Raw genomic sequence first — 23,522 nt, 5'->3', positions numbered from 1 at the left:
GTGTCGGTTATTCTTTTTTATTCAATTGCGAGTTTGATGCCTTCTTTGGCATATTGCCATTGATCGGCTTTCTTCAGATGAATCATGTCGAACAGAAAATATCCGTCGCAAACATTCATACAGGCCTTTACAGATTGTACGATTGCCTGATTTTCTTGTTCTTGAGTAGCCTGATTATTGGTATCCCAATTTCCTACATCCGGACCTCCGGCTACAATGGGGCATTCTCCTTTTATTTTATCTTTAGCCAATGAACAGAAACCTTCCATAGTCCATTCCGTCGTGCCGTGTACCTTTAGCGGTGAAGCATAGGCACCAATCAGTATTTGATCCATACAGGCGGCATAGCCGTAATTTTTATATTTGCTTGTCGCCCAGTTGTAATAGCGCGAGGTATCATAAGTGGAAGCTGCCCAGTTGACACCTACATCATAATAGGTAGAATACCAGCCGCCTACATAAACTCCGAATTTGATGCCGGGTTTCACTCCTTTTACAGCAGTGCGTGCTTTCTGCATAAAGTCATAAATCACTTTTGCACGGAATTCCAACCACTTAGTCAGATATTTAGGATAGGTGGCAGGAAGACTGGAAGCACCCGGTGCCAGGATGTCGTTCGGGTAGTTGGGGATTTTTATACCTCCCATGTAATTCTCGAATTGCTTACGGGACTCGTTAGAAAAATCAGCTTGTAAATTGAGGAAACGTCCACGGTCTAAGAATATACCGTCCAGATCATAACCTGCAAGATCCTTGAGCAAGTCACAAAGGAACGTTTGTACTTCCGGATGGGCAGGATTGAAAAACTTGGTACTTTCACTGGTATTCATTACGCTTGTAATCCCTACCTGCATGTTCATCTGTGTTGCCCACTCTGCCTTAGACTGGTCTCTATACAATAGTCCTGTGCCCCCGTCGATTTGATTTCCACCGACAAAAGTATTGATGGCAGCATGAATACGAAGCCCCTGTTTGCGTGCTTCGTCAACGAAGGCTTGCAGATAGTCCCATGTTGCCGTTCTTTCTACTTTGGTATAGTTACTTCCGATCCAGGCATACATAAATTTGACTTGATCTACAAGATTCGTTTTAAATAGAACATCTCCGGTAGTTGGACGTACGTCTACTACAATATCTGTGAAACCGGCATCTTTGGCTAAAGCCAGATCACGAGCTATATTTTCTTTGCTGTTGGCAAAATCGGGAAAGTTGGCAGCCGCGTCAATCCAGATATAACGGGGTTTGGAAGCATTAGGATTCTCTGTCGGTTCTTCGTCTTCTCCTCCGCTGGTGTCTCCCCAATAATCTTTTGAGTCGTTGCCGCCACATGCCATGCACAAGCAGGCAGCTATTCCCCCCATAAATGCTTTTATTATATTTTTCTTAATATTCATTTTATACGACTTAATAGTTGAAGTAAGAAGCCTGTACCTGAAAGAGGTACAGGCTTCTTGCATAAAGATGGTATTTACATGTCGATACAGTCGCACTGTACACAACCTACATATCCATTGCAGAACATGAAGTAGATGTACATATAATAACCGTCATCTGAAACTTTCAATACTACATCACCACAATAATTACCGTTTGTGTTTCCAAGAATCTTAGACCCATAGTTTCCATTGATTCCCAGACCGGTACTTCCGAAGTCAATAGCCTGAGTCCCTAATGAACCTGATGAAAGATCGAACAGGTATATGTTGTCGGCAGTTCCCCAACTCCATGGATTTACCAGATTTGAAGCTACATATTCCACCTTATTAAATACAGCATGATCAACTGCATTTGGTACGTAGTTTCCATCAAGTGCCACTCCCTTGTTCTTGATTGAATTGGTTTTTCCATCCATCCAGCATAGGTTGCGTGGTTCGGCATAGAATGTAGTAAAATAATCACTGGTCGGATCTGTCGGATCAGAGTAAATGACATCGGCATTTGTTCCCCAGCCACCTATTCCTTGTGCTGTAATAATATCCGGCGTCTGTGATTTAAGTACACCATTTTCTACCTGCCAACGGGCAAACTGTCCTGAAGTAGCATAGATAGGAGCGGTTATAATAGCATTATTGTTAAGACTGCCAGATACTGACAGTTTTCTACCCATAGCCAGTGAAGTAGTAAATTCTATGTATTTTTCCAGTGCTTGGTCTACTCCCGAGGCTTTCCATACGGTAAAGGCTGGTCCGGCATTCGGAGTCAGATTCGTGAACAGGATATTACCGTCCTTGTCTGATGTTGTATAGAAGTTTGTCAGACTACCTGCAAAACTAATATTCATTGTCCCTGCTTTTTCGCCATTCTTGGCGTTCAGGTATATAGGATTTTTGGCACGTTCATTAATAACTACATAATCATTTGTTACAGCAATACCGGTTGTCATATCAGAACTTGAAATACCTATGTCTGTAAGTTTCTTAGCCCAAATAAGTTTAGCACTGTTTGCGCGTAAGCCGGCAGCAATCTTTTCTGGGATTTCTTTCTTGACTGTATACGTAGACTTAGTTGTGCCGTTTTGTGCAGTCACAGTAATTTTCTGGTCTTGGTCGTAATTCAATGCGACTGTTCTTGGATCAGGCGAGATCGTTGCTCCGTGAGAGATCGATACATCTGCTAATACTTCACCTATACTTTCCAGGCTAATCAGAGAAACAGTTTTGGAACTTTCGTTGATAATACCTGATAATCCCAGACTTGTAAGATTGAACTTCGTGATTGCGCACTCATTACTTTTACGAATTTCTGCCACAACTTTATATTCGGTATTTGTGCCGGTTTGGTCTTTCACTGTTATAAAGTTATCCTTCGTCATATCCATAAATAATAATGTAGGATATACATATACATTATTGTCCAGATCAGCAATCACACGCATCTTTTTCAGATCAGACAGTTGCAGGACATTGTCCGAAAGTTTGGGATAGTTATATGGAAATACAACGGTAATCACATGATTTGTATAATCTATCTCACTGGTGAAACTATTGTCATCACTGTCATCATCCGGGAAGGATGCTGTCAAATTATTGATTATGTTCCTTTCAACAGTCGGATTGAATTCTTCCGGGCTATGGCATGCGCTTATACCCATCAGAAACGCAATGACTGAAATAATTGATAATATTTTATTTTTCATTGTATTAAGCTTTTAGTTATTTCCATTCATCATATTGCTCAATTAACGCATTATTCTTTATTTCAGAAGTCGGCACCGGTAAAACGTATAACTTCTGTGGGAACTTACGATCTTGTCCGTCGCAATCAATGTATTCGTACGTACCATTCGTAATCTTAAGACCGTGGCAGCGATAGTTGTTATATTCAATGTGTGCCAGTCTCCAACGTCGCATATCCCAGAACAGATGTCCTTCGTATGCAAGCTCAATCTTACGTTCGTTGCGATAATCATTGAACCATGTTTCACCACTGGAAGATTTGCCCGGCAGATTTACTCCCTGACGTCCGCGGACGCGATTCATTAAGGACTGTGCTTCAGTGGTTTTGTTAAGTCTGTATGCTGCTTCGGCCTTATTCAACAGAACTTCAGCAAATCGGATTTCTACCCATGCCTGAGAACTTTTGGTTCCTTTGACGTCAATCAGTTTCTCATCCAGCAGTTTACGCAGGAAGTAACCGGTTGTTGTTTTACCATAGGAGTATGACTGTTCACGATAAGCCATGAAAGCACCATTTGTTCCGCCTACACTACAATCCATCACTCTGCCTTTCCACGTACAGCCACGATAAATAATGGTAGCCGCAAAACGAGGTTCCAACTGATCATAAGGAGGTTCTTTGGTGGTAGTGCCGTGCCATTCGGACCAGTCTACTTTATTTCCGTTTTTATCTTCATAAGATTCTACCATTTCCTGTGTCGGAGTACCTAGCGCACCAAAGTCGTAGCCGTCACATTGAGGGACGTAATACTGGTCGAAGGTATGATTCGGACCACTGTCTTTATTGTAGTCAAATTCCAGAATAGCTTCTTTATTGTTGCCTTTCCAAGCATCTGCATAGTTGTCCACCAAATCATACAGCTGTAACTTTTCTACTTCATCAGCTGCGTCATAAGCATCCTGCCAACGCTCAGCATATAGCATAGCACGTGATTTCAATGCGTAAGCCGCACCTTTTGTCACTCGTCCTTTGTTGGCTGCATCCCATTCTTTAGGAAGATTGGTTGCCGCAAAATCCAGGTCATCTGCAATGAATTGCCATGTTTCCGCTGCCGTGCTGCGTGCTTTGTCGTTAGAGGTAGGGAGATCGTCATACAGAATGACTCCGCCATGCCGTTTGGCTAACTGAAAATAAACATAAGCACGGAAAAAGCGTACCTGAGCTTCCCATTTCAGATTCTTATCATCCGGGAATGTAGAGTACTTCTTCTGCATAACCAAAAACTGATTCATCTGACGGATATTACCATAGGCCAAATCCTTATCCCAAATGTTGTAACGGCATCCGTCCGGACTGATAACATCCGGATTAGTTACGTAGTTGTTCGGATGTCCGGCTCTGTCTCCTAAAGATACTGAACCGTATTTGAATGTCTCGGTCAAACTTTCCGTTAAACTTCCCGAGAACTGAGATTCACCAAATTGTCCGTATTTGTTTAGATATGTGTAGAATGCATTGACGTATTTATCCACATATGCTTCATCTTGCCAAACAATTTCATCACTAACGGTCGAGGTTTGCTCCACACCGTCCAGCCAGTCATTGCACGAACTTATACTAAAGCCTAGTGTCAGTGCTAATGATATATTTAATAATATTTTTTTCATATGCTTCCGTTTTTTAGAATGTTAGTTTTACACCTAGCGTATATGTTCTCTGTTGCGGATAGTAACCATTGTTCACAGCCGGTGATTCCGGATCGATGTTGTATTTGGTAAGTCCGCTGAATGTCAGTAGGTTGTATCCTTCGACATAAAGTCTCAATCCTTCTATACCTGCCGGATTTAACCACTTTTTCGGGAAGTTGTAACCTATCTGTGCAGTCTTCAAACGCATATAGTTACCGTTCCTGTACCAGAAAGTTGAAGAGTACCCATTGTTGTTACTCGGACCTGTGATTTCCAGACGTGGAAATTCCGCGTTAGTGTGATCTGGTGTCCATGAGTTCTCTACCAGGAAAGTCGGTGAGTTTCCACCATGATAGAAAGGCTTCGTAAATGAGGTATTATCCTGTGTACCTTCAGAACCGCTAGCTGTATATTGACCTGTCAGTGCAACGACATTGCCCAATCCCCAAGAGAATAATAAGTCAAAGTCAAATCCTTTCCAATTACCGAATAAATTCAAAGAACCGGTATGCTTCGGAGTAGCACTTTTGCCTACATAACCTTGGTCTTGTGCCGCTGTAATAATACCATCACCATTTCTGTCTACATACTTAATGTATCCCGGCAATGCCTTATAGCCTTTAACTGTTGCTGAATTTGCTATCTCTTCCTCGCTCTGAAACAGACCATTTGCGATAAAACCATATTTAGAACCGATTTGCTTTCCTGTCAAACGCTGATATTCAGGAGCATTGTCTGAGTCGCCTACATACTTCAGCCAACGACCGTATGCATATGACCAGATCAACTTGGCACCATAATTAAATTTGTTGATATGGTTGTAATGAGTCAAAGTAACGTCGAAACCTTTATAATCAGTCTTGTTCACATTGGCAGAACTGAAATAATATCCACCTCTTGAAGGCGCGTATGCTCCGGTCACAGTGGCCAGTTTATCATATTCATATTTATAGAATACGTCAAATTCGACTCCTAACAAACCATTCCACATCGTTGCATCGACGCCGACATTATAGTTCAGGCACTGTGCCCACGACAAGTTGGGATTACCTAATACAGAAGCATACATCATGGTCTGACTGCTGCCGCCAATGACAACTGCATTTTTGCTGATTCCCATTGTATTTCTCCATTGGAAGGCACTTACGCCGCTGGTGGCTGTTTTACCAATACCGGCTCTCAGTTTCAGATTATTGATCCAGGGAGCATTGAACCAACTTTCATTATTGAGTCTCCAACCTGCAGAAACACCGGGTAATGTTACCCAACGTTTATTCATACCTCCAAACAGATAACTACCATCGTGACGAAGAGAAGCCTCCAAATAATACTTATCATCATAATTATAGTTCACACGACCTACAAAACCTGCTACTCTGGTATGTCCGCTATATCCTCCGATAGATGGGAATTTTTCTGCTCCGTTTCCTGTCTTATTCGTGATCTGATTGAGTTCATCCAATTGGATAAAGTCCAGCCCATAACCGGTGGCACTTAATGCATTACTTTTGTTTTCACGGGTTTCTGCCAGGAACATAGCTCCTACAGTATGTTTCCCGAACTTATTGTCATACGTCACACTTGACTGTGTGGTAAATGTATATCCCCGGGAAGCAGATTCACTCAGACTGATTGAATTGCCTGATGCATCAGTGCCTTTATAATAAGTTAATGAGGTGCTTTCAATAGTCGGAAGATTCATGATCATTACTTCATAAGGATTGCTGAGAATCTTGCTGAAATTATATGTCAGGTCATAAGCCCCTTGAAATTTAAAACTTAATCCTTTCAGCCAAGGTGCGTCATATTTCAGACTGAAATTAGACTGAATATAGGAATAGTTGGATTTGCTGTATCCAGATTCATTGATAGATGCCACCGGAGCCACCGGAGAGGAAGCCGTCGGAGTGGATACATTATATGTTTTTCCTTCATATTCATAAGTGTCAGGCACATAAGGCAGGGCACGAATGATTTGTTGCGGAACATTATGCCAGGCATTCGGATCGGCAGAATAGCGCGGCGAATCTCTTTTTTCAATACGACCGGATACTCCTAAGGTGAAAGTGAGGCTCTTGGTTAACTTTGCATCAATATTGGAACGAAGATTCAAACGGTTGTAACCATAGTTATCTATGTTACCATCTTCATTCAGATAACCGATAGATGCAAAGAAACGCACTCTGTCACTACCTCCGGTTGCTGAAATGTTATGGTGCGTACGGGTGCCGGTGCCATATACTTTATCATACCAGTTTGTGTTTCCCCAACCATCAACTCCGTCTTTCATCTTCTGCACCATCTCTGCTGTAAATACCTGAGAGTCTCCTTGCAGTTCGCGTGCTTTATTATACCAATAAGCATAACCGGGTCCATCCAGCCATTCCTGTTGTTCCGCATTTTGGCTGAAACCGACAGAACCTGTATAAGTAATAGACATTTTTTCTGCCTTACCCTGTTTCGTGGTAACGATGAAAACACCATTGGCATCCAAACCGTAAACGGCTACAGCCGAAGCGTCTTTCAGAATAGATACCGATTCTATTTCGTTAGGGTCCAGTCCGTTGAAGTCGGCTGATGTACGGCGGATTCCATCGATTACGTATACTATACCCGTTTGTCCGCGCATGGTCAATGTTGCATTGTCAGACCCCGGCTGACCACTGGACTGAACGGCTGCCACTCCGGCAATACGTGCGCCAACTACGTTACTGATACTCATCGTCGGAGCTTTCAGCAATTCTTTGTCCGATACGGTAGAAATTGCTGCAGTGATGCTTCCACGTTTTTGAGTACCGTATCCCACAACAACTACTTCATCCAGTGAAGCAACGTCGTCTTTCATAGTTACTGAAATGAAACGCTGGTTGTTTACCTTGATGTCCTGTGTATTCATACCAACGTAAGAGAATATCAATACATCATTATTTCGGGCATTGATACTGAACTTTCCATCCAAGTCTGTGATAGTACCGCTGGTTGTACCTTTTACAGCTACAGATACTCCAGGTAATGGTTCGCCACTACCATCATTGACTGATCCCTTTATTACGTTTTGTGCCATGCAGTTGAGTGTGCACATGAACGCAATAAATAATGAGGTAATAAACCTCGGATTCCATTTGATTCTTTTTTTCATTGCATTACAATATTAGATAGGTTTATAGAATAAAGTGTTCACAATATCGTTCGTATAAGTGTCCGGCTTGCAGATAAGCCGAATTAGGGCTCATGAAATGAGAAAACTCAAACGTGATTGCATTTTCCATTCCCGCTCTTCGCGCAGCGTCCAGTTTCAACAATAGCTTTTCCCATTTAATGGGTAGGAAACGAATAGGCATGTCCCGGTCAAAAGATTCGATATTGGTCCAGCATTTCATATTGTATTTATCAGCCAGTTTTTTGTTAATAACCAGATAATCATATAATTCATGATAGTCTACCTGACCATCCTGAAATGCCATGATATCGACTGCTCCCTTTACATTATCCAATATTTCGTCCCATTCTTCTTCGTGTTCTTTCACTGACAAGGCTTTGTCACCCGCCATTACCTGGTCTGTCTTTACTCCATGTATGTATGGAGAAACTAAAGTCGTCAGATTGCCAGAGACACTCTTGGCGTGCTTTCCGACTTCCGCATAAATCTTAGACATGTTTTTCGTCCGGCGGCTGATTTCCTGAGATAAATACCATCCCTGAAAAGATTTATAATGACCATATTTCTTCCATACTTCATCAATCAGAGCCATGTTCAAATCTATTTCTTTCTGAAATAATCCTTCCTGCCAGTACTTCCCGGAATCGTACATACCAAAATAGAAAGCCATGTCGTATTTATCGGCCAGTGTCAGAAACATCTCGACCAAGTCTACAGGCGGATAATACACATCTTCTTTTCCCAACAGGCATTGAAAAGGAGAAGCAATCCATTTACCAAGACCGGCACGAATCAACACTACGGTATTGATTCCCATCTTTTTCATAGCTTTAAAATCCTTATCCCATTCTTTTGTACCCCAATTCTGGTGCGGAATATCCCAACTGATTTCGTCCAGAAAAGTAGCTTTGATAGGCATCCCTTTCAAGGCATTGGGAGTGGCAAATGTCTCAAATGTTTCTTCTTCTTCAGATGCTGCCCTTTTGATGGGAGTGCATGCCGTCAGAAGTTTGCTGCCTGCTAGCAATGAACATGTGGCAAATGCGGTTTTTAGAAAATTACGTCGTCCGTCCATATCGTTCTATTTAAATAAGGGTTTATAAATTTTCCAGTACTTTCCAGCATTGGTACAATCCTCTTGGTACATGGAAACATCCTTTCCATTTCCCACCTTTGAGTGGCAGCAATACTTCTCCCTGCCGATTCAGATAACCGAACCATTCCGGATATTCCGGATCTTTGAAGTGTGTCCATGTGTAGTCATGTACCTTCTCAAACCATTCCAGACATCTTTTATCTCCGGTCAGCTGATAACCTTTCAATAATGAAATCAAGGATTCAATGTGTACCCACCAAAGTTTCTGATCCCACTCCAATTGCTGGGGAGGACAACCGTTACGGTCCATAAAGTAATAGATGCCGCCACATTGCTTGTCCCAACCGTAATCAAGCATTGTTAAGGTGGTTAACATTGCTTGTTGTATGAGCTCCGGTCGGTTCAGCCTTTTGCCCAGATCCATGATAAACCACATCGCTTCGATAGCATGACCGGGAGTCACCTGACGACCTTCGAAGCAATCCACCAGATTACCGTCCATATCGACATTCTCAACAATGATGCCCCCCAGCTCCGGACGATAAAAGACATCCATCACTTCATGGATACAGGTTTCCATCGTCTGTTCCAGATAACCGGGATCCAGGAGATGTTCGATCTCCAAAGCCAGATTACAGAGAATCATCGGGAGGGCGAAGTTCTTCAGATTACGAGTACCCGGATGAAGCTTGTTCCACTTGCCTTTCGGATTATCAACCTTGGAAAGGATGATCTTGAAAGTCTTCTTTGCTATGTCCGCATATTCCTGATTACCAGTTGCTAGACTCAGCTGTCCGAAGGCCATCGTGGCGAAAGTATATGAGAAAATATTGTATGGTTCTACCAGTGGTCTACCCGAACGGTCGAGTGAAAAGTACCAGTTATAATTCCCGTCATGTCCGTATTTTTTTAAGAATTCACCACCCTGAACGGCACAATCCAGCCATTCCTGTCGTTTTTCCACTTTGTTGTAAAGCATGGAGAACATCCATACCTCACGTCCCTGCAACCAGATGAACTTATCCGTATCGAAAACCTTCCCTTCACGGTCCAGGCAGCTGAAATAACCGCCGTATTCACCGTCCTGGGAGTGCTCGAGCCAGAATGGAAGGACATTGTCCAACAATTCATCCCGGTACTGATTCGCTAGTTTCTTAAAATCCATAATATTGTTTTTATTATAGATAGGTATAGGGTACACCGAAGGCGGGAAACGTTTCTTGAATGGCCATGCAGAAAACCGCCTGCGGCTTCTCTATACTTCTCAGTTGTTGTTAGTTTACTGTTATTAAGGTCTCTTTCTTTCTTCTACTGTTCCGACCGGGTCCAGTATCTTTCAATCTCTTCCAGTGACTTTCCTGTGGTCTCCGGCACGAGTTTCCATACGATGAGCATATACGGCACGCACATGACTGCGAACAGGAAGAATGTTCCGGCGGGGGTGAGATTCTGGAGCATCCAGGGGGTTAGCTGTCCGATCAGGTACGTTCCTATCCACAGGGCGAATCCTGCAATGGACATCGCCAGTCCGCGCACCTTGGTGGGGTACATCTCCGAAAGGAGCACGAACACCACGGCACAGATGGAGACGGCACAGCAGAATACATAGAACAGGAAGAAAACAAGCAGGAAGAGGCTGGATACTCCCCAGGAATCACCGAAGAGGAAGTAAATGCCGATCAGCAGGAGGGAGACAACCATCCCCGAAACTCCGTAATAGACCAGTTTCTTGCGGCCGACCCTGTCGATGATCACAAGAGCAAGAACGGTGGTCAGAGTGTTGACTAGTCCTACGAGAACTTGGTAAAAAACGCAAGTTTGTCGCTTTGACTGTTAAATATATGCTGAGAAAATCTTATCTTTGCCTTCGTTAAACTAACTAATACCCCCATTTATGAAAAGAAATCATTATTTACTTACCCTTGTTCTCTTGTTAGGGTGCTCTATCTTCGTGAAAGCTTCAGACACCGTTTTTGTACATCAGACGCAAATTCCTATTTTAATTGAGCGGCAGGATAACGTATTGTTCTACTTTCGTTTAGATGCAAAAGAAAGCCGGATGATGGATGAGATCGTTTTGGATTTTGGAAAGAGTGTCAATCTGTCGGATGTACAGGCTGTCAAACTCTATTATGGCGGTACGGAAGCTTTACAAGATAGAGGAAAGAACAGATTTGCACCTGTTGACTATATATCCAGTCACCGTCCGGGGAATACATTGGCAGCAATACCGTCTTATTCGATAAAATGTGCGGAAGTCTTGCGGCCTTCTGCAAAAGTTGTTTTGAAGAGTCATTATAAGTTGTTCCCGGGGATTAATTTCTTTTGGATCAGCTTGCAGATGAAGCCGGAGACTTCTCTATTCACGAAAATAAGTTCCGAACTTCAATCAGTGAAGATCGATGGTAAAGAAGCCATTTGTGAAGAACGGTCGCCGAAAGACATTATTCATCGAATGGCAGTGGGTGTCCGCCATGCCGGTGATGACGGTTCGGCTTCTTTCCGTATTCCCGGATTGGTAACTTCAAATAAAGGAACGCTGCTTGGCGTATATGATGTTCGTTATAATAGCAGTGTCGATCTGCAGGAATATGTAGATGTCGGTTTGAGCCGGAGCACGGATGGTGGCAAAACATGGGAAAAGATGCGCCTTCCTCTTTCGTTCGGCGAATATGATGGTTTGCCTGCTGCACAGAATGGGGTAGGGGACCCTTCTATTCTGGTAGATACCCAAACGAATACAATATGGGTTGTTGCCGCATGGACACACGGAATGGGTAATCAACGTGCCTGGTGGAGTTCTCATCCCGGAATGGATCTATATCAAACGGCACAACTGGTGATGGCAAAAAGTACGGATGACGGTAAAACCTGGTCGAAACCGATTAATATAACCGAACAAGTAAAAGACCCTTCCTGGTATTTCTTGCTTCAGGGACCGGGACGGGGAATAACAATGAGTGATGGAACTTTAGTATTTCCTACCCAGTTTATCGACTCTACCCGTGTGCCTAATGCCGGCATCATGTATAGTAAAGACCGCGGAAAAACATGGAAGATGCATAACATGGCACGTACCAATACAACCGAAGCGCAAGTAGTAGAAACAGAGCCCGGAGTGCTGATGCTGAATATGCGGGATAACCGTGGAGGAAGCCGTGCTGTGGCAATTACAAAAGATCTGGGCAAGACATGGACAGAACATCCTTCCTCTCGGAAGGCCTTGCAGGAACCTGTATGTATGGCTAGTTTGATTCATGTGGAAGCTAAAGATAATATACTTGATAAAGATATCCTTTTGTTCTCGAATCCGAATACGACCAGAGGACGCAATCATATAACTATTAAAGCCAGCCTGGACGGCGGACTGACCTGGCTTCCCGAACATCAGTTAATGCTGGATGAAGGAGAAGGCTGGGGATATAGCTGTCTGACAATGATTGATCGGGAAACGATTGGCATCTTGTATGAGAGTAGTGCAGCCCACATGACATTTCAAGCAGTAAAACTGAAAGATTTGATTCGATGAAAAGTCTTCGAATCTTTTTGGGGATTGCATTTTTATTCCATACCTTATATATATTGGGAGCAGGTCATTTGCATCTGCTTCCCCAACCTCAGCAATGTGTGCTTGCAAAAGGATATTTTGTCGTGGGTAAAATGCAGCTTTCCACTCCTGTGCTTTCGCAGGAATGGAAGCGTTTTGTGACGGAGATGGGAGGCACTCTGACTGATCAGTCGGCATCCTCTATCAATATAAAGTTGGTTGACGCGATTGACAATGTACCTGTCAATCAGGAAGAGGCTTATCGTCTGATTATTACTCCAAAGGCAATTACTGTGGAGGCTGTAGCAGAGCGTGGAGTATATTGGGCGATGCAGACGCTATATCAACTAAAAGAAGAAAAGGGAAAGAAAATCCGACTGAAATGTGGTACTATCACTGATTGGCCGGCTTTCCGGATTCGGGGTTTCATGCAGGATGTAGGGCGTAGCTACTTGTCTTTGGAGGAGTTGAAACGTGAGATAGCTATATTATCCCGATTTAAAATCAATACTTTTCATTGGCACTTGACGGAAAATCAGGCATGGCGTCTGGAAAGTAAAATCTTTCCGATGTTGAATGATAGTGCGAATATGACTCGTATGGCGGGTAAATATTACACGCTGGAGGAAGCGAGAGAGTTGACCGAGTTCTGTAAAGCTCATCAGGTACTGTTGATTCCGGAGATTGATATGCCCGGACATAGTGCGGCATTTATCCGTACTTTCCGTCATGATATGCAAAGTCCGGAAGGAATGAAGATCCTGAAACTCCTGCTGGATGAGATTTGTGAAACGTTTGATGTTCCATATCTCCATATTGGAACAGACGAAGTGCATTTTACTAATCCGCAGTTTGTGCCCGAAATGGTGGCTTATATCCGTGACAAAGGGAAAAAAGTGATTTCCTGGAATCCCGGATGGAAGTATAAGACGGGTGAGATCGACATGATGCAACTTTGGAGCTATCGTGGCAAAGCCCAACAAGGTATTCCCGCTATTGACTCCCGTTTCCATTATTTGAATCATTTTGATACGTTCGGCGATATAATTGCTCTATATAATAGTCGGATTTATAATGCGGATATGGGAAGTGATGATCTTGCCGGAGTCATTATGGGTATCTGGAATGATCGTTTAATCGACAAAGAGTGGAATATGGTTCTGGAAAATAACTTTTACCCGAATATGCTGGCTATCGCAGAGCGTTCATGGCGGGGAGGAGGAACTGAATATTTTGATAAGCAAGGAACAATTCTTCCTGTAGATGAAAACTCTGAGGTTTTTCGTAATTTTGAGGACTTCGAAAGTCGTATGTTATGGTATAAAGAGCATCTGTTTAAAGGGTATCCATTTGCCTATGTCAAACAGACTCATGTAAAATGGAACATTACAGATGCTTTTCCGAATGAGGGGGATCTGACTAAAGTTTTTCCACCGGAAGAAGAGCTGAAAGATTCATATACCTATGAAGGGAAGCAATATGGAGTGCGTCCTGCCATAGGAGCCGGTATCTATCTCCGGCACGTATGGGGGAAAATTGTGCCGGCTTTTTATAAAGACCCGCAGGAGAATCATACTGCTTATGCCTACACGTATGTCTATTCTTCTAAAGCACAGGAAGTCGGCTTATGGGCTGAATTTCAAAATTATGGACGTTCTGAGAATGACCTGCCGCCATTACCGGGAAAGTGGGATTATAAAGAAAGCCGTATTTGGATTAATGATCAGGAAATACTGCCTCCGGTATGGTCTGCTACTCATCGCGTGAAAAGTTTGGAAACAGCCTTAGGTAATGAAAATTGTGTGGCACGTCTGCCACTACGGGTTCATTTGCATAAAGGCTGGAATAAGGTATTGCTGAAACTGCCTGTCGGCAAATTCTCAACGAATGAAGTACGATTGGTTAAATGGATGTTTACCGCAGTATTTGTTACTCCTGACGGCGATAAGGCCGTAGAAGGGCTGATCTATTCTCCGGAAAAGAAAATGTAATTGACTCTTATATGATGAAAAATGTATTATTGATTGTTGTTGCCATCTTGTTTGTTACAGCAGCGAGTGCACAGGAAAATCGTATTAAAGTTGCCTGCATCGGGAATAGTATCACCTATGGTTATGGATTGCCCGACCGGACTACACAATCGTATCCGGCGCAATTACAGAAGATGTTGGGAGAGTCTTATCAAGTCGAAAACTTCGGCAAATCGGGTGCTACCTTGTTGAATAAAGGGCACCGGCCTTACATGCAGCAAGATGAGTATCGCAGAGCGATCGACTTTGGCGGAGATATTGTGGTTATTCATTTAGGCATCAATGATACAGATCCCCGTGATTGGCCCGATTATCGTGATTCCTTTGTGAAAGATTACATTGAATTGATCGATTCTTTTCGGGCGGCTAATTCTAAAGTCCGGATTATGATTGCCAGACTTACACCTATTGCCGATCGGCATCCTCGTTTCCTGTCAGGGACACGTGACTGGCATGGAGAAATACAATTGGCTATTGAGAATGTGGCACGCTATACCGGAGTACAGTTGATCGACTTTCATGAGCCGTTGTATCCATACCCTTTCATATTGACGGACGCCGTACACCCTGATTCCGAAGGAGCGTTTATTATGGCTCAGACCGTATATTCCGCCATTACCGGAGATTATGGCGGACTGAAAATGTCGTTGCTTTATACAGATAATATGGTATTGCAACGGGATGTTCCGCTGACGGTTCAAGGAATTGCCAATGCCGGGGACCGGGTAACTGTAAGCATAGCCGACCGGCAAATGAAAACAAAAGCAGGTCTGAATGGAAAATGGTCGGTAACGTTGCCTCCTTTAAAGGCGGGTGGTCCTTATACCTTAAAGATCTCAACGGATGAGACAGACCTTCAATATCAAAATGTGTTAGCGGGTGAAGTCTGGCTTTGTTCCGGTCAGTCAAATATGGAGTTTATGCTGAAACAGGCTTCGACTGCCCGAGACGATATTCCACGTGCCGCAGATCAGCAACTTCGTTTGTATGATATGAAAGCACGTTGGCGCACAAATGCCGTCGAATGGGAGGCGTCCGTACTTGACTCGTTGAATCATCTCCAATATTATAAGGATACGGAATGGAAAAATTGTACTCCGGCGACAGCTTCTGATTTCTCGGCAATTGCATACTATTTTGGTAAGATGCTAAGAGATAGTCTGAATGTTCCGGTTGGATTGATTTGCAATGCCATTGGAGGATCACCTACAGAAGCCTGGGTAGATAGAGCTAGTTTGGAATATCAGTTTCCCGCCATTTTAAAAGACTGGACTAAAAATGATTTTATTCAGGAATGGGTGCGCGGACGGGCTGCTTTGAATATAAAAAAGTCAGCAAATAGCCAGCAGAGGCATCCGTATGAGCCTTGTTATTTATATGAGTCGGGGATTCGGCCTTTGGAACAGTATCCGATACGAGGAGTAATCTGGTATCAGGGAGAATCGAATGCGCATAATTGGGAAGCCCATGAAAAATTATTTAAACTGCTCGTGAATAGTTGGCGAAAGAATTGGAATGATGCCTGCCTGCCTTTTTATTATGTACAATTATCCAGTTTGAATCGCCCTTCTTGGCCTTGGTTCCGTGATAGTCAGCGTAGAATGTTGAATGAAATTTCTCATATCGGAATGGCTGTATCCAGCGATCATGGTGATTCTCTGGATGTGCATCCTACCTGTAAGAAACCCGTGGGAGAGCGTTTGGCGCGATGGGCTTTGAATAAAACGTATCAGAAAAATGTCATTCCTTCTGGTCCTTTATTTCGTGGTGCAAACGTTCGCGGTGGGAAAGTCTTTTTGTCTTTTGATTATGGAAAAGGGATGCGGAGCTCGGACGGAAAGCCCTTACAATGCTTTGAAGTAGCGGAATATGATGGTATCTATTATCCGGCAACGGCTGAGGTTGTAGGAGAACAGGTGAAGGTATATAGTAAAGAAGTGCAAAATCCCCGCTATGTACGATATGGCTGGCAACCTTTTACGCGGGCTAATCTGATCAATCGGGAAGGACTGCCTGCTTCGACATTTCGTGCCGAATTTTCGATGAAATGAGATATTTTGTGGCTTCAATAGGAAATATTTAACAAAAAAGCAATATCTTTACTCCGTTAATATCTAATGCCCCCACTATGATCTTAAATTTGACAGGAAAGATAGCCCCGATAGCATGTGGATTGCTATGTTGCTGTAGTATGGTTTATGCTCAAGGTAATGACACTTCGGAAGTCATGCTACTGGATACCGGTTGGGAATTTTCTCAATCAGGGACTGAAAAGTGGATGCCAGCCACAGTTCCTGGTACGGTTCATCAGGACCTGATCAGTCATGAATTACTGCCGAATCCTTTTTATGGGATGAATGAAAAGAAAATTCAATGGGTGGAGAATGAGGACTGGGAATATAGAACCTCCTTTATAGTCTCCGAAGAGCAATTGAATCGTGACGGAATCCAACTTATTTTTGAAGGTCTTGATACCTATGCAGACGTATATCTCAACGGCTCATTATTGCTGAAGGCTGATAATATGTTTGTGGGGTATACACTTCCTGTAAAATCAGTGTTGCGGAAGGGCGAGAATCACTTATATATTTATTTCCATTCACCTATCCGGCAAACGTTGCCGCAATATGCTTCCAATGGCTTTAATTATCCAGCGGATAACGATCATCACGAGAAACATCTTAGTGTGTTCAGCCGTAAGGCTCCGTATAGTTACGGTTGGGACTGGGGCATCCGAATGGTGACAAGTGGTGTTTGGCGCCCGGTTACTCTTCGTTTTTACGACATAGCTACCATATCCGACTACCATGTCAGACAATTATCGCTGACAGATGAAAACGCTCGTCTGTCTAATGAACTGATTGTTAATCAGATTGTTCCTCAGAAAACTCCGGCTGAAGTAAGGGTCAATGTATCGTTGAATGGAACTACCATTACAGAAGTAAAACAGCAGGTGACACTGCAACCCGGGATAAATCATATCACTCTTCCTACTGAAGTGACGAATCCTGTACGATGGATGCCTAATGGTTGGGGAACTCCGACTCTGTATGATTTCTCGGCTCAGATAGTTTGTGGAAATCGGATTGTTGCGGAACAATCTCATCGGATTGGTTTACGAACGATTCGTGTGGTAAATGAAAAAGATAAGGACGGAGAATCTTTTTATTTTGAAGTCAATGGCATACCGATGTTTGCCAAAGGAGCTAATTATATTCCTCAGGATGCACTGTTGCCTAATGTTACTACGGAACGCTATCAGACTTTGTTCCGTGACATGAAGGAAGCCAATATGAATATGGTTCGTATATGGGGTGGCGGGACATATGAGAATAATCTTTTCTATGACCTTGCCGATGAGAACGGGATACTTGTCTGGCAGGATTTTATGTTTGCGTGTACCCCTTATCCATCCGATCCTACTTTCCTGAAACGGGTAGAGGCGGAGGCTGTTTACAATATTCGTCGTCTTCGGAATCATGCCTCTTTGGCGATGTGGTGTGGTAATAATGAAATACTGGAAGCTCTGAAATATTGGGGCTTTGAGAAGAAATTTACTCCGGAGGTTTATCAAGGATTAATGCATGGTTATGATAAACTGTTCCGTGAGCTGTTGCCTTCAATGGTTAAAGAATTTGATTCGGATCGTTTTTATGTGCACAGTTCGCCCTATCTCGCTAACTGGGGGCGTCCGGAATCATGGGGGATAGGAGACAGTCATAATTGGGGAGTCTGGTACGGAAAGAAGCCATTTGAGTCTTTAGATACCGATTTGCCGCGTTTTATGAGTGAATTTGGTTTCCAGTCATTTCCGGAAATGAAAACCATTGCTGCTTTTGCTGCTCCTGAAGATTATCAGATTGAGTCTGAAGTGATGAATGCGCATCAGAAGAGTAGTATTGGCAATTCGTTGATCCGTACTTATATGGAACGTGATTATATCATTCCCGAAAGTTTCGAGGATTTTGTGTATGTCGGATTAGTCTTGCAAGGACAGGGGATGCGGCATGGACTGGAAGCTCACAGACGCAATCGTCCTTATTGTATGGGGACATTGTATTGGCAGTTGAACGACAGTTGGCCGGTGGTATCCTGGTCAAGTATTGATTATTATGGTAATTGGAAGGCATTACATTATCAGGCAAAGCGTGCTTTTGCACCGATCTTGATCAATCCTATACAGCAGAATGACAGTTTGAGTGTTTTTCTAATTTCAGACCGGCTTGATACAATGGAGCAAATGACATTGGAAATGAAAGTCGTGGATTTTGATGGAAAAACGCTGGGTAAGAAGATACAAGTACATTCGTTGGAAGCTCCGGCAAATACTTCAAAATGTGTTTATCGTGCAAAACTGGATGGCTGGCTGACTCCCGAAGACTGCCGACGCAGCTTCTTGAAATTGATACTCAAAGATAAATCGGGACATCAGGTGGCTGAAAGCGTCCATTTTTTCAGAAAGACGAAAGATTTGCAACTTCCTCCGGCAGCAGTATCCTATCAAATGAAGCAGACGGATGGTAAATGTGAATTGACTCTCTTTTCATCAATGTTGGCAAAAGATCTTTTTATTGAGACTCCATTGCAGGGAGCCCGTTACAGTGACAACTTCTTTGATCTCTTACCCGGAGAACGTAAGAAAGTAATTATTACTTCTCCCCGGATAAAGAAGGGAGAAGAATTACCTGTCAATATCAAGCATATTCGAGAAACCTATAAATAAAACTAATTTATTAACTACTAACACCTAATTTTTATTTTATGAAACAACTCCTAAAATTAACAGGATGTGTGGCACTGGCAGGACTGATGAGCTCTTGTGACTCGGTACAAGAAGAAGCCAATTATCAGATTATCCCATTGCCACAAGAAATTGTAACATCGCAAGTAAACCCCTTTATTTTGAAAAGCGGTGTGAAAATCCTTTATCCGGAAGGAAATGAGAAGATGCAGCGTAATGCGCAATTTTTGGCTGATTATCTGAAGACTGCAACCGGAAAAGACTTTTCGATTGAAGCCGGAACTGAAGGTAAAAATGCTATAGTGCTGGCGTTAGGCTCAGAAGTAGAAAACCCTGAATCTTATCAGTTGAAAGTCACCGATCAAGGTGTCACGATAACTGCCCCTACAGAAGCCGGAGTTTTCTATGGTATTCAGACTTTGCGTAAATCATTGCCTATTGCTTTGGGTGCTGATGTAGCATTGCCTGCTGTTGAAATTAAGGATGCTCCTCGTTTCGGTTATCGTGGTGCACATTTCGATGTTAGCCGTCATTTCTTCACAATTGATGAAGTGAAGACTTATATTGATATGCTGGCTTTGCACAACATGAACCGTTTGCACTGGCATATCACTGACGACCAGGGATGGCGTCTGGAAATCAAGAAATATCCGAAGTTGACGGAAATAGGTTCTCAAAGATCGGGAACGGTCATCGGACGTAACTCCGGTGAATATGACAATACACCCTATGGTGGATTCTATACACAGGAACAGGCTAAGGAAATTGTAGATTATGCCGCAGAACGTTATATCACTGTTGTTCCTGAGATCGACCTTCCGGGACACATGCTGGCTGCCCTTGCCGCTTATCCGGAATTGGGTTGTACCGGTGGACCGTATGAAGTTTGGAGACAATGGGGAGTGGCCGATGATGTACTTTGTGCTGGCAACGATCAGGTTCTGAAATTCCTGGAAGATGTATATGGTGAATTGATTGAAATCTTCCCTTCAGAGTATATCCATGTAGGTGGTGACGAATGTCCGAAGGTAAGATGGGAGAAATGTCCGAAATGTCAGGCACGTATCAAAGCGTTAGGCTTGAAATCGGATAAGAATCATACTAAGGAAGAACGTTTGCAGAGTTTTGTTATCAATCATATAGAGAAGTTCCTGAATGATCACGGACGTCAGATTATCGGTTGGGATGAGATTCTCGAAGGCGGACTTGCTCCTAATGCAACAGTTATGTCATGGCGTGGCGAAAGTGGAGGTATTGAAGCTGCCAAGCAGAAACATGATGTGATCATGACCCCGAACACTTATCTGTATTTTGATTATTATCAGGCTAAAGATACTGAGAATGAACCTTTCGGTATCGGAGGTTATTTGCCGATGGAAAGAGTGTACAGCTATGAGCCGATGCCGGCTTCCCTTACTCCGGAAGAACAGCAGTATATAAAAGGTGTACAGGCCAATCTCTGGACAGAGTATATTGCTACTTTCTCTCATGCTCAATATATGGTCTTGCCTCGTTGGGCTGCTTTGTGTGAAGTCCAGTGGTCAACACCTAATAAGAAGAACTACGAAGATTTCTTGTCTCGTCTTCCACGACTGATTAAGTGGTATGATGCAGAAGGATATAATTATGCAAAGCACGTATTTGATGTAAAAGCAGAATTTACTCCGAATCCGGCTGATGTACTTTAGACATTACACCTTACTACAATTGATAATGCACCAATCCACTACACGCTAGATGGTACAGAGCCGACGAGTATTTCTCCCGTTTATGATGGCGCTTTGAAGATTAAGGAAAATGCAGACTTCTCGGCTATAGCTATTCGCCCTACTGGCAATAGTCGTGTCGTTTCTGAGAAAATCGATTTCAGTAAATCAAGCATGAAGCGATTGTTGCTAATCAGCCGGTGAATAAACAATATGAGTTCAAAGGTGTCTCTACGTTGGTAGATGGCTTGAAAGGAAATGGTAAACTATAAACCGGACGCTGGATTGCATTTAGAGGAAATGATTGGATGTGACTATTTGATCTCAAACAACCAACAGAGATTTCAAGCGTTGGCATTTCTACTTGCGTAGAGAAGGGAGATTGGTTTTTTGATACAAGAGGACTCTCTGTAGAAGTTTCAGAAGACGGCACAAACTTCACGAAAGTGGCATCTGAAGCTATCCTGCAATGAAGGAAACTGATAAAAATGGTGTTTATGACCATAAACTAACATTTTACACCTGTCTGCACAATATGTGAAAGTTATAGCTTCACCCGAAAAGTATTCCGGAATGGCATGGTGGTAAGAGTTATCCAGGCTTTTTATTTTGTAGAACGAAATCACAATTAATTAATGAATATAAGAAAGAGATACACTAAAGTTTGTCTTTTCTTATGGGTAATCGGGATGTGTCTTTGTACACATCCCATAAATGCACAGTCCGTAATTCCTGTTCCCCTTAAAGATGGAACAGGGTACGGGCTCTTTTTTACTCTCTGAAAAAACAAAGCTTTATACAAATCTACAGGGAGAAGAAGCTATTCTTCTGGGTAACTATCTGAAAACTGCATTACCTGTACAATTTAAGGAAGGGAAAAAGAAAGATAAACAGAATGTCTTTGTCTTTATTGATAACAGAAAAGAAGCCTCAGTTGGTGTCACCGGAAGTTAATATATTATCCGTTACTCCTGAACATATTCTGATTCAGGCTTCTTCCGGTGCTGGGTTGTTTTATGGAATTCAGACATTGTTGCAGTTATCTCAGCCTTCGGACACGGGCTATTCTATAGCTTCTGTTGAAGTACAGGATACCCCTCGTTTTGCTTATCGTGGTATGATGCTGGATGTCTCCCGCCACTTCTTCTCTAAAGAATTTGTGAAGAAACAGATAGACGCATTGGCATTTTATAAACTAAACCGTTTTGCACTTGCATTTGACGGATGCGGCAGGATGGAGACTTGAAATAAAGAAATATCCTTTATTGACGGAATTTGCAGCCTGGCGTCAGATGCCAACTGGAAGAAATGGTGGAATGGCGGACGGAAATATCTTCGTTTTGATGAGCCCGGTGCTTCCGGTGGTTATTATACTCAGGATGCATAAGGAGATTATTGCATATGCGCAGCAGCATTATATCACATCATTCCTGAAATCGAGATGCCTGCCCATTCAGAAGAAGTATGGCTGCTTATCCACAACTCTCCTGTTCGGGTGAACCTTATAAAAACGCAGATTTTGTGTTGGAAATGAAGAAACATTCATTTCTTAGAAAATGTGCTTACTGAAGTAATGGAACTTTTTCCATCGGAATATATTCATGTAGGAGGCGATGAGGCTGGTAAAGCGGCTTGGAAGACTTTCCGAAATGTCAGAAAAGGATGCAGGATGAACATCTTTCTAATGTAGACGAGTTACAAAGCTATCTGATTCATCGTATTGAACTGTTTCTGAATGCACATGGACGTAAGTTGCTGGGTTGGGATGAAATTCTTCAGGGTGGTCTGGCTCCTAATGCTACTGTAATGTCATGGCGTGCGAAGAGGAGGTATTGCTGCTGTCCGTTCCGGTCATCAGGCAGTTATGACTCCCCGTCAATATTGTTATTTGGAATAGTTTCAGGAATCTCCGTATTCTCAGCCGGAAGCTATCGGAGGATATTTGCCATTGGAGAAGGTTTATTCATATAATCCGGTCTCAGATTCTTTTAACTGTAGAACAGGCAAAACTTGTTTTATGGTGTGCAGGCAAATCTATGGGCAGAATATATCCCCACTCCGGAGCATATGGATATATGATATATCCTCGTATCCTTGCTTTGGCAGAAGTGGCTTGGTCGGCTCCCGCACGTAAATCTATGGACAGACTTTCTAATCGTGCATTGAAAGCAGTTGATGATTTGCAAGCGAAAAGGATATCATACTTTTGAATCTTAAAAATGAGATAGGAAGTCGTCCCGGAGTCTTTGAAGCCGATAAGTCATCTGGCTGTGGGAAGAAGGCCATTTATAATGCTCCGTATAGTTCTCACTATCCTGCGCAGGGAAATACAGCTCTTACGATGGTATTCCGTGGCGACTGGACTTATGGAGATGTTCCTGGCAAGGTTTAATCGATAAAAAGCGATTGGATGTTACCATTGATATGGGTACGGAAA

14 protein-coding genes and 3 pseudogenes are annotated in these 23,522 nt (G+C 42.9%); 10 read left to right on the top strand and 7 right to left on the bottom strand.

What is annotated here, in order from left to right:
• Positions 1-17 precede the first annotated feature (17 nt).
• The 7 genes and pseudogenes from ACHLI0_RS00085 to ACHLI0_RS00055 all read right to left on the bottom strand — a co-directional run.
• Complete coding sequence (locus tag ACHLI0_RS00085; RefSeq protein WP_229072763.1) at positions 18-1,394, bottom strand: alpha amylase family protein; 1,377 nt, start codon at positions 1,392-1,394, stop codon at positions 18-20.
• A gap of 74 nt (positions 1,395-1,468) precedes the next feature.
• A complete protein-coding gene (locus ACHLI0_RS00080) occupies positions 1,469-3,136 on the bottom strand; it encodes a DUF5018 family protein (RefSeq protein ID WP_490748165.1) in 1,668 nt (555 codons plus the stop codon).
• 16 nt (positions 3,137-3,152) lie between these two features.
• Entirely contained in the window at positions 3,153-4,784 is a 1,632-nt protein-coding gene (locus ACHLI0_RS00075) for a RagB/SusD family nutrient uptake outer membrane protein (protein ID WP_490748164.1), read from the bottom strand.
• Positions 4,785-4,797: 13 nt separating this feature from the next.
• Positions 4,798-7,944, bottom strand: coding sequence for a SusC/RagA family TonB-linked outer membrane protein (locus ACHLI0_RS00070; RefSeq protein WP_490748163.1), 3,147 nt, complete (start codon positions 7,942-7,944; stop codon positions 4,798-4,800).
• A 22-nt stretch (positions 7,945-7,966) separates the two neighbouring features.
• Positions 7,967-9,040 carry a DUF4434 domain-containing protein gene (locus ACHLI0_RS00065; RefSeq protein ID WP_490748162.1) on the bottom strand — a complete coding sequence of 358 codons (1,074 nt, stop codon included), beginning with the start codon at positions 9,038-9,040 and terminating at the stop codon, positions 7,967-7,969.
• Between the two features lie 22 nt (positions 9,041-9,062).
• Complete coding sequence (locus tag ACHLI0_RS00060) at positions 9,063-10,226, bottom strand: n-acyl-d-glucosamine 2-epimerase (protein ID WP_113747828.1); 1,164 nt, start codon at positions 10,224-10,226, stop codon at positions 9,063-9,065.
• A gap of 143 nt (positions 10,227-10,369) precedes the next feature.
• Positions 10,370-10,873: pseudogene (locus ACHLI0_RS00055) on the bottom strand (MFS transporter); the annotation flags it as partial.
• Positions 10,874-10,955: 82 nt separating this feature from the next.
• Between ACHLI0_RS00055 and ACHLI0_RS00050 the strand changes: the two are divergent.
• The 10 genes and pseudogenes from ACHLI0_RS00050 (at position 10,956) to ACHLI0_RS00005 (ending at position 23,477) form a co-directional block, all read left to right on the top strand.
• Entirely contained in the window at positions 10,956-12,590 is a 1,635-nt protein-coding gene (locus ACHLI0_RS00050) for a BNR-repeat neuraminidase N-terminal domain-containing protein (RefSeq protein WP_490748161.1), read from the top strand.
• Positions 12,587-14,599 carry a beta-N-acetylhexosaminidase gene (locus tag ACHLI0_RS00045; RefSeq protein WP_490748160.1) on the top strand — a complete coding sequence of 671 codons (2,013 nt, stop codon included), beginning with the start codon at positions 12,587-12,589 and terminating at the stop codon, positions 14,597-14,599. Before ACHLI0_RS00050 ends, ACHLI0_RS00045 begins: the two co-directional genes overlap by 4 nt.
• 14 nt (positions 14,600-14,613) lie before the next feature.
• Positions 14,614-16,689, top strand: a complete 2,076-nt coding sequence (locus ACHLI0_RS00040; RefSeq protein ID WP_070750964.1) for a GDSL-type esterase/lipase family protein — start codon at positions 14,614-14,616, stop codon at positions 16,687-16,689.
• Positions 16,690-16,766: 77 nt separating this feature from the next.
• The gene (locus ACHLI0_RS00035; RefSeq protein ID WP_070750951.1) at positions 16,767-19,361 is read left to right on the top strand and encodes a beta-mannosidase; all 2,595 of its coding nucleotides are present in this window, start codon (positions 16,767-16,769) and stop codon (positions 19,359-19,361) included.
• 38 nt (positions 19,362-19,399) lie between these two features.
• Positions 19,400-21,721, top strand: a pseudogene (locus ACHLI0_RS00030) (glycoside hydrolase family 20 protein).
• Positions 21,722-21,980: 259 nt separating this feature from the next.
• Complete coding sequence (locus ACHLI0_RS00025) at positions 21,981-22,331, top strand: family 20 glycosylhydrolase (RefSeq protein ID WP_490748159.1); 351 nt, start codon at positions 21,981-21,983, stop codon at positions 22,329-22,331.
• Positions 22,297-22,584: a family 20 glycosylhydrolase gene (locus ACHLI0_RS00020; protein WP_490748158.1), complete on the top strand. Its 288-nt coding sequence runs from the start codon at positions 22,297-22,299 to the stop codon at positions 22,582-22,584. Before ACHLI0_RS00025 ends, ACHLI0_RS00020 begins: the two co-directional genes overlap by 35 nt.
• 74 nt (positions 22,585-22,658) lie before the next feature.
• Positions 22,659-23,056, top strand: a pseudogene (locus ACHLI0_RS00015) (family 20 glycosylhydrolase).
• 65 nt (positions 23,057-23,121) lie between these two features.
• Positions 23,122-23,295 (top strand): hypothetical protein, encoded by a 174-nt coding sequence (locus tag ACHLI0_RS00010; protein ID WP_490748157.1) that lies wholly within the window; start codon positions 23,122-23,124, stop codon positions 23,293-23,295.
• Positions 23,292-23,477, top strand: a complete 186-nt coding sequence (locus ACHLI0_RS00005) for a hypothetical protein (RefSeq protein ID WP_490748156.1) — start codon at positions 23,292-23,294, stop codon at positions 23,475-23,477. The genes ACHLI0_RS00010 and ACHLI0_RS00005 overlap by 4 nt, the downstream gene beginning before the upstream one ends.
• Positions 23,478-23,522: the final 45 nt, after the last annotated feature.

The organism is Bacteroides sp. RCH18, from assembly GCF_058231005.1.
Note: the sequence above shows the minus strand (reverse complement) of the source record. Positions and strands in the feature narration are given on the sequence as shown.